Consider the following 15,537-nt stretch of genomic DNA (forward strand, 5'->3'; position numbering starts at 1 on the left):
TCTCAGCGCAGGGAGTAGCGGGTGAAGAGGACGTCGTCCTCGGTGAGCGCCTGCACGAGCTCGGCCCGGGGCGGCGCCGGGAGAGCCGACGGCAACAGGCCGGGACCGCCGCCGACCAGCAGCGGGGCGATCGACAGGTCCAGCTCGTCGACCACTCCCGCGCCCAGGGCGGCGGCGAACAGCGCCGGACCGCCCTCGCACAGCACCTGTTCCAGGCCCCGTCCGGCCAGGGCGTCCACCGCGGTCGGCAGGTCCACGGCGTCGTCGCCGCAGACCAGCACCTCGACGCCGGCCGACGCGAGTGCCACCCGCCGGTCGGCATCGGCCGCGGCGCAGGTGACCAGGAGGGTCGGCGCCACCGCGTCGGTGACCAGTTGGTCGTCGGGGGCCAGCGAGGCCCGCCGGGACACGATCACGACCGGAGCCACCGACGGGCGGCCGAGCTGGGCGCGCAGCCGGCCGACGGGGGAGTCGGGGAGCACCGGCCGGTAGCCCTCGGCCGCCGCCGTCCCGGCGCCCACCAGCACCGCGTCGGAGAGCGCGCGCAGCGTGCGGAACACCCGCCGGTCGCCGTCCGAGCCCAGCCCGCCGCTGCGGCCGTCGACGCTGATGGCGCCGTCCAGCGAGGCGACGAAGTTGACCCGCAGGTGCCGACCGGCCGGCACCCGGTAGGCGTCGGCCAGCTCGGCTGGGTCCCGGGGGAGCCGGTCCACGCTCAGTGGGTGGCGAGGACGACGGCGCTCTCCGCCGGCACCGTCACCTGCGCCCCGTCCAACTCGGGCAGCTCCCCGCTGGCGAACAGCACCTGGGTGGCCGGGGTGTCCAGGTCGATCTCCCGCCGCTGGTCGGACAGGTTGGCGACCACCCGCAGGGAGCCGCGGTGCACGACCAGCCACCGGTCGGCGTCGTCCCAGTGCGCCTGCACCGCGGACAGGTCGGGGTCGACGAGCTCCGGGTGCCGGCGGCGCAGCGCGAGCAGCGCCTTGTGCACTGCGAGCACGTGCGTGTGCGGCTCCTGGGCCAGCTCCGACCAGTCCAGCTTCGAGCGGGTGAAGGTCTCCGGGTCCTGCGGGTCGGGCACCACGGCGGCGTCCCAGCCGTGCTCGGCGAACTCGCCGATCCGGCCCTCGGCCGTGGCCCGCCCCAGCTCGGGCTCCGGGTGGCTGGTGAAGAACTGCCACGGGGTGGAGGCGCCCCACTCCTCGCCCATGAAGAGCATCGGGGTGAACGGGCTGGTCAGCACCAAGGTGGCGCCGACGCCGAGCAGGCTGGGGGAGAGCGAGGCGGAGATCCGGTCACCGACCGCCCGGTTGCCGATCTGGTCGTGGTCCTGCAGGTAGGCGAGGAACTTCCAGCCCGGGAGGGCCGCGGTGTCGACGGGCCGGCCGTGGTGCCGCCTGCGGAAGCTGGACCAGTCGCCGGCGTGGAAGAAGGCGCCGGTGAGCACCTTCGCCAGCCCGCCGAGCCCGGCCGCCTCGAAGTCGGCGTAGTAGCCCTGCCCCTCGCCGGTCAGCTGGGTGTGCAGCGAGTGGTGGAAGTCGTCGCTCCACTGCGCGTCCAGGCCGGTGCCGCCGGCCACCCGGGGCGTGACCATCCGCGGGTCGTTGAGGTCGCTCTCCGCGATCAGCGTGAGCGGGCGGCCCTCGGCGACCGAGAGCTTTGCGACCTCGCCGGCCATCTCCTCGAGCACGTGCGTGGCCCGCTCGTCGACCAGCGCGTGCACCGCGTCCAGCCGCAGTCCGTCGGCGTGCATGTCGCGCAGCCACATCAGGGCGTTGTCCAGGATGTAGCGCCGCACCTCGTCCGAGTCGGGGCCGGAGAGGTTGATCGAGTTGCCCCAGGTGTTCGCACCCTCGGCGAAGACCGGGAAGAACTCCGGGAGGTAGTTGCCCGACGGGCCGAGGTGGTTGTAGACGACGTCCTGGATGACGCCCAGCCCTCGCTGGTGGCAGGCGTCGACGAAGCGCTGGTAGCCCGCGGGGCCGCCGTAGGTCTCCTGCACCGCGTACCAGGCGACGCCGTCGTAGCCCCAGTTGTGCGTGCCGTTGAAGCCGTTCACCGGCAGCAGCTCGACGAAGTCGATGCCCAGGTCGACCAGGTGGTCCAGGTTCCGAGCCGCCGCGTCGAAGGTGCCCTCGCGGGTGAAGGTGCCGATGTGCAGCTCGTAGACCACCCCGCCGGCGAGCGGGCGCCCGGTCCACGCAGTGTCACCCCAGCGGTACGCGGACGGGTCGTAGCGGCGGGAGAGCCCGTGCACGCCGTCGGGCTGACGCCGGGAGCGCGGGTCGGGTCGGGGCGTCGGGTTGTCGTCGAGCAGGTACCCGTAGTCGGCCTCGGGGGAGGCTGCGACCGTGGCGCGCCACCAGCCGGCGTCGTCCCGCTGCATGTCGTGCACCTCGCCGTCGACCTGCAGGCGGACCCGCTCGGGCAGCGGCGCCCAGACGGCGAAGTCGACGGGCTCGGACATGCGGGGGCCTCCAGGGCGGTGCGGGGGACGGGCAGGTCGATCATGCCCGGGCGCCCGGCGGTCAACCGTCGCCGGCGCCCACGTCTCGCGCCGGACGTCGTCCACCTGCAGGACGACCTGGTCAGCGCGGCGTTTCCGTCGCCGGGATGACCACAGCGGGGTCGCTGCACCGCTACGTTCGGCGACGCTTCCGTTCCGCGCGACGAAGAGAGCCGACATGACGGTGGTCCGGACCTGGGTCCTGCCCGTGCTGAGAATCCTGATCTGGGCGGTGATCGCGGTGGCCCTGGTCGTCCTCGCCTTCCGCGGCAGCGGCGACACCGGGCCCGCCGGCGCCACCAGCGCCCCCGGCGTGGACCTGGGGTCACCGTCGATCCCCGTCGCCCGCGGCACGGTGACCAACACCGTCTCCGTGCAGGGCGCCATCGCCGCCGACCCCGCCGTGCCGGTCAAGGCCACCAGCGCCGGGACGGTGAGCCGGCTGCACGTCAGCGCCGGGGCGACGGTGGCGGCCGGCGACAAGCTGCTCGACGTCCGGTACGAGGAGGAGCGCGACCCGGTCGTCGGGACGGACGCCGAGGGCAACCCGACCTCGACGCCGCGGGACCCCCTGGTCAAGGTGGTGACCGTCACCGCCCCGGCGGCCGGCCGGCTGGCCACCCTCGACGTCCTCAAGGACCAGGTCGTCGCCGTCGGGGACGCCGTCGGCACCATCTCCCCGGGCACCCTCTCGGTGACCGCGTCGCTCTCCCAGGCCGACCAGTTCCGCCTGCTGAGCCCGCCGAGCACGGCCGAGGTCACCGTCACCGGCGGTCCGGCGCCGTTCACCTGCACCGGGCTCACCCTCGGTGCCCCGCCGGGAGAGGGCGACCAGGCCGACGCCGGCGTGGACCCGATGACCGGCATGCCGATCGCCGCGACCACGACCGCCCGGTGCGCCGTCCCGGCCGGGGTGACCGTCTTCGCCGGGATGGCGGCGACCGTCGCCATCCAGGCCGGTGAGGTCGCCGACGCGCTGGTGGTGCCGGTGACCGCGGTGCAGGGCTCCGTGCAGAACGGCATGGTGTGGGTGCCCGGTGCCGACGGCGCCCCCGAGGAGCGGCCGGTCACCCTGGGGCTCACCGACGGTCAGCAGGTGGAGGTCACCGGCGGCCTGACCGAGGGCGAGTCGGTGCTGGAGTTCGTGCCGGTGCCCGACGACGCGGCCGCCGACCCCTACGGCATGGGCGGGCCGTACGGGTGAGCCTGCTGGAGCTCTCCGGGATCGGCCGGGACGTGCGGCTCCCCGACGGGAGCCTGCTGCCGGTGCTGGCCGGCGTCGACCTGAGCGTCGCGGCCGGCGAGCACGTGTCGATCGTGGGCCGGTCCGGCTCGGGGAAGTCGACCCTGCTCAACGTGCTGGGGCTGCTGGACAGCCCGACCGCCGGCAGCTACCTGCTCGACGGGCAGCCGACCGACTCCCTCGGCGGACGGCGGCGGTCCCGGCTGCGGGGGGAGACCTTCGGCTTCGTCTTCCAGCAGTTCAATCTCCTGCCGCGGCGCACCGCGGAGGAGAACGTCGCCGCCCCGCTGCTCTACGCCCGCGGCCGGGACTTCCTCACCCGCAACCGGGCGGCCCGGGCCATGCTCGACCGGGTGGGGCTGAGCGCCCGCGCGCTCTCGGTGCCGGAGAAGCTCTCCGGCGGTGAGCAGCAGCGGGTGGCGATCGCCCGGGCACTGGTCCGTGGGCCGCGGGTGGTGCTCGCCGACGAGCCGACCGGCGCGCTGGACGTCGAGACCGGTGCCGCCGTGATGGCGCTGCTGGCCGAGGTGACCGCCGAGAACGGCGCCGCCCTGGTGACGATCACCCACGACCTCTCGGTGGCCGCGCTGGCCGGGCGCCGCTTCCGGCTGGACGCCGGCCGGCTCACCCCGGTGGCGACCGGGAACGCCCTCGCCGCCGCGACGAGCGACCGGACCGACGCATGACCGGGCTGCTCGGCACCTTCAGCGAGGCGTGGGGAGAGGTCCGGGTGCACAAGGCCCGGGTCCTGCTGTCCCTGGTCGGGGTCTTCCTGGCCGTGCTGGCGATGACCACGGTGACCGCGCTGGGCCAGATCGCCGCCCAGGTACAGCAGGAGCAGGCCGAGGCCAGCGGCGGCCGGACGGCGACCATCGGGGTCTCGGCGTACGACCCGATGACCGGGAACGTGCCCCAGCAGGAGTGGGACGCCGGGGTCGAGGCGCTGGTCGCCCGGTACGGACTCCCCGAGCAGGCGATCGCCACCCTCGCCCAGGAGAGTGGGCTGTACCGGTTCCCCGGGGGCACCCAGTCCGTGGAGACCCGGCGCGTCTCGCCGTCCTACGGGCCGCTGCACCGCATCCAGCCGGTCGAGGGCCGCTGGTTCCGCGCCGGTGACCGGCAGAGCATGTCGCCCGCGCTGGTCGTCAACCAGGACTTCCTGACGCTGCTCGGCGTGACCGACCTCAGCACCCGCCCGACCGTGGTCATCGGCGGCTCCCAGCCGGTGCTGGCCACGATCGTCGGGGTGGTCGCCTGGAACGAGGGCTGGCCGAGCACCTACCGGATCGACTCCTCGGCCGGCGACGCCGCGACCGCGGCCGGCGGCCCGGGGTTCGGGTCCCCGCCCACGTTGGAGCTCTGGGTGCCCTCCGAACAGGCCGACGCGGTGGTGGCGGCGGTGCAGACCGACCTGGCGCGACTGCTGCCCGGGGCGGAGGTGCAGGCCTACCGGCAGGACCCGGAGAACCTGGAGGACACCATCGCCAAGCTCCGGCTCGCGGTGCGTGCCGCCGGGCTGGTGGTGCTGGCCCTCGGCGGGCTCGGCGTGCTGAACATCGGGTTGGTCACCGTGCGCCAGCGGATCCGGGAGATCGGCGTCCGGCGCAGCTTCGGGGCGACCTCGGCGCGGGTCTTCTCCGCAGTCGTGCTGGAGAGCGTCGTGGCCACCGCGCTGGCGGGGCTGGCTGCCGTCGCCCTGTCGGTGGCGATCGTCCGGAACCTGCCGCTGGAGCGGTGGCTGGCCGGCGGCGTCCCCCTGGTCGACGCGCCCGGGTTCCCGGTCTCGGCGGCGGTCGAGGGGCTGGTCGCGGCGACGGCGGTCGGCGCGCTGGCCGGTCTGGTGCCCGCGCTGATCGCGGTCCGGGTGAAGGTGATCGACGCGATCCGGTTCTGACGGTCCGGTCCCCGCCACCAGGCTCTGGTGGCGGGGACCGGATCGGCTCAGTCGCGGACGAGCAGGGCGACCGGCAGCTGCGCGCACATCTCGCTCAGCCGGATGCCGCCCGAGTCGGAGACCAGTCGGTTGCCGGTGAGCAGGTCCCGCCACGCCCCGGTCCGTGAGCCGACCGCGGTGTCGCCCCACCCGGTCTCGGCCAGGTGGACCGGCCGCCGGGTCGCCACGGTGACGACGCCGCCGCGGTCGAACGCGACGACGGAGTCGGCCGCCGGACCGCGGGCCGTCACCGGGGTGTACCCCGACCACGCCTCCGGGGCGTCGCGCCGGTGCCGCAGCGTGCGGGAGACCACCAGCAGCTTGGCCGCACCGGTCTCGTCGACCGGCGGCACCCAGCCACCGTCCAGCCGGGCCAGCAGCTCCCGGCGCAGCTCGTAGTCGACCGGACGCCGGTTGTCCGGGTCGACCAGCGAGAAGTCCCACAGCTCGGTGCCCTGGTACACGTCCGGGACACCGGGGACGGTCAGCTGCAGCAGCTTCTGCGACAGCGAGTTCGACCAGCCGAAGGGCGCGATCCGCTGCACGAACCGCTCGATCTCCGCGTGCGTGGTGGCGTCGTCGAACGCCGCGTCCACCAGGGCGTGCAACTGGCTCTCGAACTCCTGCACCGGGTTGGTCCAGGTGGTCGAGGTGCCCGCCTCCCGGGCCGCCTTCTCCACGTAGGCGTGCGCCCGCTCCCGGGACAGCGGCCACGCGCCGACGAGGTTCTGCCACACCAGGTGGGCCAGCGGGCGGTCGGCCAGCGGGTGCCGGTCCAGCCAGCCGCGGACCAGGGCGGCCCACTCGGACGGGACCTCGGCCAGCACGGCCAGCCGGGCCCGGACGTCCTCGCTGCGCTTGGTGTCGTGCGTGGACAGCGTCGTCATCGAGGCCGGCTTGACCTCCTGGCGGTGCTGCTGCGCCGCGTGGAACTGCTCGACCGTCGTCCCGAACCGGGCCGGGTCGCCGCCCACCTCGTTGAGCGCGACGAAGCGCGACCACCGGTAGTAGGCGCTGTCCTCCACGCCCTTGGCCATCACCGGACCCGAGGTCTGCTCGAACCGGGTGGCCAGCTCGGTGCCGGCCGAGCCCAGCAGCGGGTGCAGCGCGTCGACGGCGGCGGTGAGGTCGGGACGGCGGAGCTTCACCGCGGCCACCGTGGCGTCCAGGTGCTCGCGGCCGTCGGGCAGGTAGCTGCGGTAGACCGGGAAGCCGGCCAGCAGCTCGGCCAGCCCCTCGGTCACCTGCTCGGCGGGCACACCGGGCAGCTCACCGACGATCCGGTGCAGGCGGGCCACCTCCGACCCGAGCATGCCGTCGGTGACCTCGCGCTTGCAGTCGTGCACGAGCTGGGCGTAGTCGACCCGGCCGCCGGCCAGCTCGGTGTCCAGTGCGGTGATCGCGGCCTCGCCGGCCGGGTCGATCAGCACGTCATCGACCTCGGCGAGCGCGTCGTACCCCGTCGTCCCGGCCGTCTTCCAGCTCTCGGGGAGCTCCTCGCCGGGCTCGAGGATCTTCTCCACCACGGTCCACCGGTCACCGGTCGCCTCGGCGAGCAGGTCCAGGTAGCCCTTCGGGTCGGCGAGCCCGTCGGGGTGGTCGATCCGGAGCGCGTCGACCGAGCCGTTCTCCACCAGCTGGACGACGAGTGCGTGCGTGGCCCGGAAGACGTCCCGGTCCTCGACCCGCAGCCCGGCGAGGGTGTTGATCGCGAAGAACCGACGGTAGTTCAGCTGGTCGTCCGCGCGCCGCCAGTCGACCAGCTCGTAGTGCTGCCGGTCGTGCACCTCCTGCGGCGTGCCCGCCTCGGTGCCGGGGGCGATGGGGAAGCGGTTGTCGTAGTAGCGCAGCTCGGGACCGTCGTCGGTCTCCACGACCTCCAGCTGGGAGACGTCGTCCGCGCTGCCCAGCACCGGGATCCGGATCCTGCCCCCGCCGAAGTCCCAGTCGACGTCGAAGGCGTCGGCGTGGGCCGACTCCCGCCCGTGCTGGAGCAGGTCCCACCACCAGCGGGACTCGGCCGGGTCGCTGACGCCCATGTGGTTGGGCACCAGGTCCAGCACCAGGCCGAGCCCGTGCTCGTGCAACGCGGTCACGAACCGGTCGAGCCCGGCCCGCCCGCCGCGCGGCTCGTCGATGTGCGCGTGGTCGACCGTGTCGTACCCGTGCGTGCTCCCCGCCGCCGAGCGCAGCAGCGGGGAGGAGTACGCGTGGGTCACGCCGAGGTCGGCCAGGTAGCCGGCCACGGTCGCTGCGTCGTCGAGGGTGAAGTCGGCGGTCACCTGGAGCCGGTAGGTGCCCGCGGGCACCTCCCGGCGACGGCTCTCGGACGGCTGGCCCCCGGCCGGCTGGCTCACGAGGCGGACTGTAGGACGACGGTGGCGCGGGCGGCGACGGTCAACGTGTCCCCGGCCTTCACCACGACCGGTTCGACCTCGCTCATCTCCGCGGTGTCCACCACCACGGTCCAGCCCTCGGCGTACTCGCTGCTGGGCAGGGTGAACTCGATGTCCTCGTGCCAGGCGTTGAACACCAGGTAGAAGCAGTCGTCGACGACCGGCTCGCCCCGCTCGTCGGTGGAGCGGATCCCGTGGCCGTTGAGGTAGACGCCGATCGACTTGGCGTAGTGGGCGTCCCAGTCCTCTTCGCTCATCAGCTCACCGGCGTGGGTGAACCAGGCGACGTCCTGGACCGGGTCGCCCTCGGCGCGGCGCACCGGGCGGCCGTGGAAGAACCGCCGACGACGGAACGTCGGGTGGTCGGTGCGCAGCTTGGTGACCAGCTTGGTGAACTCCAGCAGGCCCTCGTCGATGTTCTCCCAGTCGATCCAGGTGATCGGGGAGTCCTGGCAGTAGCCGTTGTTGTTGCCGCCCTGGGTGCGGCCGAGCTCGTCGCCGTGCAGCAGCATCGGCACGCCCTGGGAGAGCATCAGCGTGGTGATGAAGTTGCGCCGCTGCTGGGCTCGCAACGCCAGGATCTCGGGGTCGTCGGTCTTGCCCTCGACGCCGAAGTTCCAGCTGCGGTTGTGGCTCTCGCCGTCGTTGTTGTCCTCGCCGTTGGCCTCGTTGTGCTTCTCGTTGTACGAGACCAGGTCGTTGATGGTGAACCCGTCGTGCGCGGTGACGAAGTTGATGCTGGCCACCGGACGCCGGCCGGAGTGCTGGTAGAGGTCGGCGGAGCCGGTGATCCGGCTGGCGAACTCGCCGATCGTGGCGTTCTCGCCCCGCCAGAAGTCGCGGACGGTGTCGCGGTACTTGCCGTTCCACTCCGTCCACAGCGCCGGGAAGTTGCCGACCTGGTAACCGCCGTCGCCGATGTCCCAGGGCTCGGCGATCAGCTTCACCTGGCTGACGATCGGGTCCTGGTGGACGAGGTCGAAGAAGGCCGACAGCCGGTCGACCTCGTGGAACTGGCGGGCCAGGGTGGAGGCCAGGTCGAAGCGGAAGCCGTCGACGTGCATCTCGGTCACCCAGTACCGCAGCGAGTCCATGATGAGCTGGAGCGACTGCGGGGTGCGGACGTTGAGCGAGTTCCCGGTGCCCGTGGTGTCCATGTAGTACTGCTTGTCGTCCTCGACCAGGCGGTAGTACGCCGAGTTGTCGATGCCCTTGAACGACAGCGTCGGGCCCATGTGGTTGCCCTCGGCGGTGTGGTTGTAGACGACGTCGAGGATGACCTCGATGCCCGCCTCGTGCATGGCCCGGACCATGCCCTTGAACTCCTGCACCTGCTGGCCGTCGGTGTACTGGGCGTACTCGTTGTGCGGGGCGAAGAAGCCGATCGTGTTGTAGCCCCAGTAGTTGCGCAGGCCCTTCTGCTGCAGCGTGTCGTCCTGCACGAACTGGTGCACCGGCATCAGTTCGATCGCGGTGATCCCGAGCTCCAGCAGGTGCTCGATGATCGCCGGGTGGGCGACGCCGGCGTAGGTGCCGCGCAGGTCCTCGGGGATGCGCGGGTGGGTCATCGTCAGGCCCTTGACGTGCGCCTCGTAGATGACCGTCTTGTTGTAGGGGGTCCGCGGCGGGCGGTCCATGCCCCAGTCGAAGAACGGGCTCACCACGACGGACTTGGGCATGTGCGCCGCCGAGTCGTCGTCGTTCTTCTCACCGGTGGCGAAGTGGTAGCCGAACACCGACTCGTCCCAGTCGACCTGGCCGTCGATCGCCTTGGCGTAGGGGTCGAGCAGCAGCTTGTGGGGGTTGCAGCGGTGGCCCTGGGCGGGGTCGTGCGGGCCGTAGACGCGGTAGCCGTACCGCTGTCCGGCCTGGATGCCGGGGAGGAAGGCGTGCCAGACGTAGGCGTCCATCTCGGGGAGGCGGATGCGCTCCTCGTTGCCCGCCTCGTCGAACAGGCACAGCTCGATCTTCTCGGCCACCTCGCTGTAGATCGCGAAGTTGGTGCCGGTGCCGTCATAGGTCGCCCCGAGGGGATACGCGGAACCGGGCCACACCTGGGTGGTCATGAAAGGTCGTCCTCCTGAGCTGATCGCCCCTGGGCTCGGGGCAGGGGCGCGGGTCGTCACGGCTGAACCGAGGGGTTCGTCGTCGGATGCCCGCTGAGCGGCCTCCGCACACCTGTGGCGATGAGACACGGGCGACGTCCGGAGGACGAGCGCGGGCGGTCGTCGGAGGGAGTCTGCCAAGCCCGGTCCGCTCGCCCGCGCAGTGCCGACCCGCCGGCGGCACGGCTCCGCCGCGCGGACGACGACGCCGGCCGTGTCGCGGGGACGGCGACGCCCTCCGCGGCGGACCGGGGAGGGCGTCGGCACCCGGCTGCGGCAGTGCCTGCACCGGGCCGGGCCGGGAGCGGCAGCCCGGGCACCGCCGACCTCGCCCGGTGACCCGGGTGGCACTGGCGGCGACCGGTGCTGCTCGCTCCTGCGGGCGCTGACGGTAGGGGTCCGCGGGCGTGTCGACAACTCCCCACGGCGACGGCCGGTCGATCTCCCGTCCCACGTGTCCCGTGCGGCCCATCCGGACGGGGTCACCGGCCCGGGGGACGCTCCGGCCACTTCTGTCACAGGCCCGTCGTACCGTCGTCGGCGTGCGCGCATCCACCGACATCCGGCCCACCCAGGGGCGGTTCCGTGTCGTCAGCGAGTTCGAGCCCTCCGGCGACCAGCCCACGGCGATCAAGGCCCTCGCGGAGCGGGTCAATGCCGGTGACCAGGACACCGTCCTGCTCGGCGCCACCGGCACCGGGAAGTCGGCCACCACAGCCTGGTTGATCGAGCAGGTGCAGCGCCCCACCCTGGTGATGGCCCCGAACAAGACGCTGGCCGCGCAGTTGGCCAACGAGTTCAAGGAGTTGATGCCCGACGCCGCGGTCGAGTACTTCGTCTCCTACTACGACTACTACCAGCCCGAGGCCTACGTCCCGCAGACCGACACCTACATCGAGAAGGACTCCTCGGTCAACGAGGAGGTCGAGCGGCTGCGGCACTCGGCGACCAACAGCCTGCTCACCCGGCGCGACGTCATCGTCGTCTCGACCGTCTCCTGCATCTACGGCCTGGGCACGCCGCAGGAGTACGTGGAGCGCGCACTCAAGGTGAAGGTGGGGGAGCAGCGCTCCCAGGAGGAGCTGCTGCGCACCCTGGTCACCGAGCAGTACACCCGCAACGACCTGGCCTTCACCCGGGGCACGTTCCGGGTCCGCGGCGACACGATCGAGATCTTCCCGGTCTACGAGGAGCTCGCCTGCCGGATCGAGATGTTCGGCGACGAGATCGAGCGGCTGTACTACCTGCACCCGCTCACCGGCGAGGTCATCCGCGAGGTCGACGAGCTCTTCGTCTTCCCCGCCACCCACTACGTCGCCGGGCCCGAGCGCATGGAACGGGCGATCGGTGGCATCGAGGCGGAGTTGGAGCAGCGGCTCGCCGAGCTGGACAAGCAGGGCAAGTTGCTGGAGGCGCAGCGGTTGCGCATGCGCACCACCTACGACATCGAGATGATGCGCCAGGTCGGGTTCTGCTCGGGCATCGAGAACTACTCCCGGCACATCGACGGCCGGTCACCCGGCAGCGCCGGCGCCTGCCTGATCGACTACTTCCCCGACGACTTCCTGCTCGTCATCGACGAGTCGCACGTCACGGTGCCGCAGATCGGCGGCATGTACGAGGGCGACATGAGCCGCAAGCGCACGCTGGTCGAGCACGGCTTCCGGTTGCCCTCGGCGATGGACAACCGCCCGCTGCGCTGGGAGGAGTTCACCGACCGCATCCACCAGACCGTCTACCTGTCGGCGACCCCGGGTCACTACGAACTCGGCCGGGTCCAGGGTGACGTCGTGGAGCAGGTGATCCGCCCGACCGGGCTGATCGACCCGGAGGTCGTGGTCAAGCCGACCAAGGGCCAGATCGACGACCTGGTCCACGAGATCCGGCTGCGCACGGAGAAGGACGAGCGGGTCCTGGTCACCACGCTGACCAAGAAGATGTCCGAGGACCTCACCGACTACCTGCTCGAGCTCGGCATCAAGGTGCGCTACCTGCACTCGGAGGTCGACACCCTGCGTCGCGTCGAGCTGTTGCGGGAGCTGCGCCAGGGTGAGTACGACGTGCTGGTCGGCATCAACCTGCTGCGCGAGGGGCTCGACCTGCCCGAGGTGTCGCTGGTGGCGATCCTCGACGCGGACAAGGAGGGCTTCCTCCGCTCGGGCACCTCGCTGATCCAGACCATCGGCCGGGCGGCGCGCAACGTCTCCGGCCAGGTGCACATGTACGCCGACAAGATCACCCCGTCGATGGCCCAGGCGATCGATGAGACCAACCGGCGGCGGGAGAAGCAGATCGCCTACAACACCGAGCACGGTGTCGACCCGCAACCGCTGCGCAAGAAGATCGTCGACATCCTCGACGGCATCTACAAGGCCGCCGAGGACACCGAGGAGGTCACCGGCGGGGCCACGACCGAGCTGCTGGGCGGCTCGGGACGTCAGCAGTCGCGCGGCAAGTCGCCGGTGCCCGGGCTGTCGTCGAAGAGCCGGGCGAAGGCCGGGTCGATCGACGTCCAGGGTCTGCCGCGCAACGAGCTCGCCGACATGATCACCTCGATGAACGAGCAGATGCTGGCGGCGGCCCGCGAGCTGCAGTTCGAGGTGGCGGCCCGGCTGCGCGACGAGCTGACCGAGCTGAAGAAGGAACTGCGGCAGTTCGACGCCGCGCACGCCTGAGCCGGTTCGCAGGTCCTCGCCGTCCGCGGGCACAGGTCCTCGCCGTCCGCGGGCACAGGTCCTCGCCGTCCGCGGGCACAGGTCCTCGCCGTCCGCGGGAACTCTGCGGGGCGGTCGTTCGTAGGGGACCCTGGGACCTGGACCGCCGGGGTCGGTGCGTTGCCGCGCCGGACCGGGCAGGCCCCACGTGGAGGGGAGTATCCCGCCCGCGGCAGTGTCGTCAACACGGGATCCCACGGTCCCCGGCGCTGCCGGCCGACCTGCCTGGCGGGTCGGTGGGAGAGACCTCCGGTGCTGACATGAGCCAGACGACCGGAGGAAGTGCATGGACGTCCCCCTGTGGGTGTGGGGCATCACGGTGGCTGCGATCATCGGGATGCTCGTCTTCGACTTCTACGGCCACGTGCGGACACCGCACGCGCCGACCCTGAAGGAATCAGGCAAGTGGTCGGCGATCTACGTCGCCATCGCCGTGCTGTTCGGCCTGGTGGTGCTGGTGTTCTGGGGCGGTACCTACGCCGGTGAGTACTTCGCCGGGTGGGTGACCGAGAAGAGCCTCTCGGTCGACAACCTGTTCGTCTTCGTGCTGATCATGGCCAGCTTCGCCGTGCCTCGGGAGCTGCAGCAGAAGGTCCTGCTGTTCGGGATCGCCTTCGCGCTCGTGCTGCGGACGATCTTCATCTTCCTCGGGGCCGCGGCGATCGAGAACTTCAGCTGGGTCTTCTACATCTTCGGCGGCTTCCTGATCTGGACCGCGATCGCCCAGGCCCGCAGTGGCGGCCACGACGACGACGAGGAGTTCAAGGAGAACTCGGTCCTGCGGCTGACCCGCAAGGTGCTCCCGACGACCGAGGAGTACCACTCCGACCGCCTGACCACGAAGATCAACGGCAAGCGGTTCATCACCCCCCTGATGATCGCGCTGATCGCCATCGGCAGCGCCGACATCCTCTTCGCCGTCGACTCCATCCCGGCGATCTTCGGTCTCACCCAGGAGACCTACCTGGTCTTCAGCGCGAACGCGTTCGCGCTGCTCGGGCTCCGCCAGCTGTTCTTCCTCATCGACGGCCTGCTCGACCGGCTGGTGTACCTCGCCTACGGCCTGGCGATCATCCTCGGGTTCATCGGCATCAAGCTGCTGATCCACGCACTGCACGAGAACACGCTGCCGTTCATCAACGGCGGCGAGCACGTCACCCTGGTGCCGGAGATCCCGACCTGGCTGTCGCTGCTGGTCATCCTGGTGACCCTGCTGGTGACCACCTGGGCGAGCCTGCGGAAGAACAAGAAGGACGCCCAGCGGCGCGAGCAGCGTGGCGCCGGGGACCCGGCGGCCGACAGCACCGGGCGGCACATCGACGCACCGGGCGACCCGGACGCCGACACGGCCGAGGCGCCGGCCGACCCGCGCGAGGTGCCGGTGAGCCGGCCGGAGTCGCGCACCGACTGAGCGTCGCGGGGTCAGGGGTGACGAACGTCGCTCCTGGCCCCGCGCCACAGCGGTCGGGGACACGGGTCGTCAACCGATGCACGGGGCAACGAACCCGTAGAGTGCCGGAACGTGGAGCTCCCCGTCTGGTTCGAGATCTCGACGTTCGTGGGGCTCACCGTCCTGCTGCTCGCCGACCTCGCCCTCGTCGTCCGTCGTCCGCACGAGCCCTCCGTCAAGGAGGCGACGGCGTGGGTCGTCTTCTACGTGGCCCTGGCGCTGGCCTTCGGCGGGATCGTCCTGGCGGTGACCAACGGGCAGTTCGCCACCGAGTTCTACGCCGGCTGGTTGACCGAGTACTCGCTGTCGGTCGACAACCTGTTCGTCTTCGTGATCATCATGGCCCGCTTCCGGGTGCCCCGGAAGCTCCAGCAAGAGGTCCTGATGGTCGGGATCATCATCGCGCTGGTGCTGCGCGGCCTCTTCATCCTCGCCGGCGCCGCCGTCATCGAGCGGTTCATCTGGGTCTTCTTCCTCTTCGGTGCGTTCCTCGTCTACACCGCGATCAACCTGGTCCGGCACCGCGAGGAGGACGAGGACTACGAGGAGAACGGCCTCATCCGGCGGATGCGCAAGATCCTGCCGATGACCCAGGACTTCCACGAGAGCAAGATCCGCGTCGTCCAGGACGGCAAGAAGCTGTGGACGCCGATGATCGTGGTGTTCCTGGCACTGGGCACGACCGACCTGCTGTTCGCGCTGGACAGCATCCCGGCGATCTTCGGGCTGACCCGCGAGCCGTTCATCGTCTTCACCGCGAACATCTTCGCGCTGATGGGCCTGCGCCAGCTGTACTTCCTGCTCGGCGGCCTGCTCAAGCGCCTGGTCTACCTGTCCCTGGGGCTGGCCGTCATCCTGGCCTTCATCGGCGTCAAGCTGATCCTCGAGGCGCTGCACGAGAACCAGTACCCCTTCGCCGGCGAGCGTGAGCCGCTGGAGAGCATCCCGGCGATCCCGACCTGGCTGTCCCTGACGGTCATCCTGGTGGTCCTGCTGGTCGCCACCGTGGCCAGCCTGGTCAAGACCCGCGGCGAGGTGCCGGACACCGAGGGTGCCGCGATCGACCCGGCCGGCACCGACACCGGTGAGCCCGGCCGCCCCGCCGCGCTGACCGAGGACGAGCAGCGCGCCCGCGCCGCCACCGGCGAGGACCCGCACCGCACCAGCTGAGCGCGGCGGCGGCCCGTCTC

10 protein-coding genes are annotated in these 15,537 nt (G+C 71.6%); 6 read left to right on the top strand and 4 right to left on the bottom strand.

Features of this window, described 5'->3' with window-relative positions:
• Positions 1–2 precede the first annotated feature (2 nt).
• Together O2W15_RS23245 and treZ are read right to left on the bottom strand one after the other, a co-directional pair.
• Positions 3–713, bottom strand: coding sequence for a dihydrofolate reductase family protein (locus O2W15_RS23245; RefSeq protein WP_269181180.1), 711 nt, complete (start codon positions 711–713; stop codon positions 3–5).
• 2 nt (positions 714–715) lie between these two features.
• A complete protein-coding gene (gene treZ, locus O2W15_RS23250; protein WP_269181181.1) occupies positions 716–2,467 on the bottom strand; it encodes a malto-oligosyltrehalose trehalohydrolase in 1,752 nt (583 codons plus the stop codon).
• A gap of 217 nt (positions 2,468–2,684) precedes the next feature.
• Here treZ and O2W15_RS23255 point away from each other — a divergent pair, with 217 nt between their 5' ends.
• From O2W15_RS23255 to O2W15_RS23265, 3 genes are read left to right on the top strand one after another with little or no spacing between them, the layout of a single operon-like run.
• Positions 2,685–3,710: an efflux RND transporter periplasmic adaptor subunit gene (locus O2W15_RS23255; RefSeq protein ID WP_269181182.1), complete on the top strand. Its 1,026-nt coding sequence runs from the start codon at positions 2,685–2,687 to the stop codon at positions 3,708–3,710.
• A complete protein-coding gene (locus tag O2W15_RS23260) occupies positions 3,707–4,435 on the top strand; it encodes an ABC transporter ATP-binding protein (RefSeq protein ID WP_269181183.1) in 729 nt (242 codons plus the stop codon). Before O2W15_RS23255 ends, O2W15_RS23260 begins: the two co-directional genes overlap by 4 nt.
• The gene (locus O2W15_RS23265) at positions 4,432–5,643 is read left to right on the top strand and encodes an ABC transporter permease (RefSeq protein ID WP_269181184.1); all 1,212 of its coding nucleotides are present in this window, start codon (positions 4,432–4,434) and stop codon (positions 5,641–5,643) included. Before O2W15_RS23260 ends, O2W15_RS23265 begins: the two co-directional genes overlap by 4 nt.
• 47 nt (positions 5,644–5,690) lie before the next feature.
• Here O2W15_RS23265 and treY read toward each other — a convergent pair whose 3' ends face one another.
• A complete protein-coding gene (treY, locus tag O2W15_RS23270; protein WP_269181185.1) occupies positions 5,691–8,039 on the bottom strand; it encodes a malto-oligosyltrehalose synthase in 2,349 nt (782 codons plus the stop codon).
• Positions 8,036–10,144: a glycogen debranching protein GlgX gene (gene glgX, locus O2W15_RS23275; protein ID WP_269165160.1), complete on the bottom strand. Its 2,109-nt coding sequence runs from the start codon at positions 10,142–10,144 to the stop codon at positions 8,036–8,038. Before glgX ends, treY begins: the two co-directional genes overlap by 4 nt.
• 581 nt (positions 10,145–10,725) lie before the next feature.
• Between glgX and uvrB the strand changes: the two genes are divergently transcribed.
• The 3 genes from uvrB (at position 10,726) to O2W15_RS23290 (ending at position 15,517) form a co-directional block, all read left to right on the top strand.
• Positions 10,726–12,858, top strand: coding sequence for an excinuclease ABC subunit UvrB (gene uvrB / locus O2W15_RS23280; protein ID WP_269181186.1), 2,133 nt, complete (start codon positions 10,726–10,728; stop codon positions 12,856–12,858).
• A 325-nt stretch (positions 12,859–13,183) separates the two neighbouring features.
• Positions 13,184–14,308: a TerC family protein gene (locus tag O2W15_RS23285; protein WP_269165158.1), complete on the top strand. Its 1,125-nt coding sequence runs from the start codon at positions 13,184–13,186 to the stop codon at positions 14,306–14,308.
• Positions 14,309–14,419: 111 nt separating this feature from the next.
• A complete protein-coding gene (locus O2W15_RS23290; protein ID WP_269165157.1) occupies positions 14,420–15,517 on the top strand; it encodes a TerC family protein in 1,098 nt (365 codons plus the stop codon).
• Positions 15,518–15,537: the final 20 nt, after the last annotated feature.

Origin of the sequence: Modestobacter sp. VKM Ac-2979 (genome assembly GCF_026967995.1) — a bacterium.
In the GTDB taxonomy this organism is placed as follows: Bacteria; Actinomycetota; Actinomycetes; order Mycobacteriales; family Geodermatophilaceae; genus Modestobacter.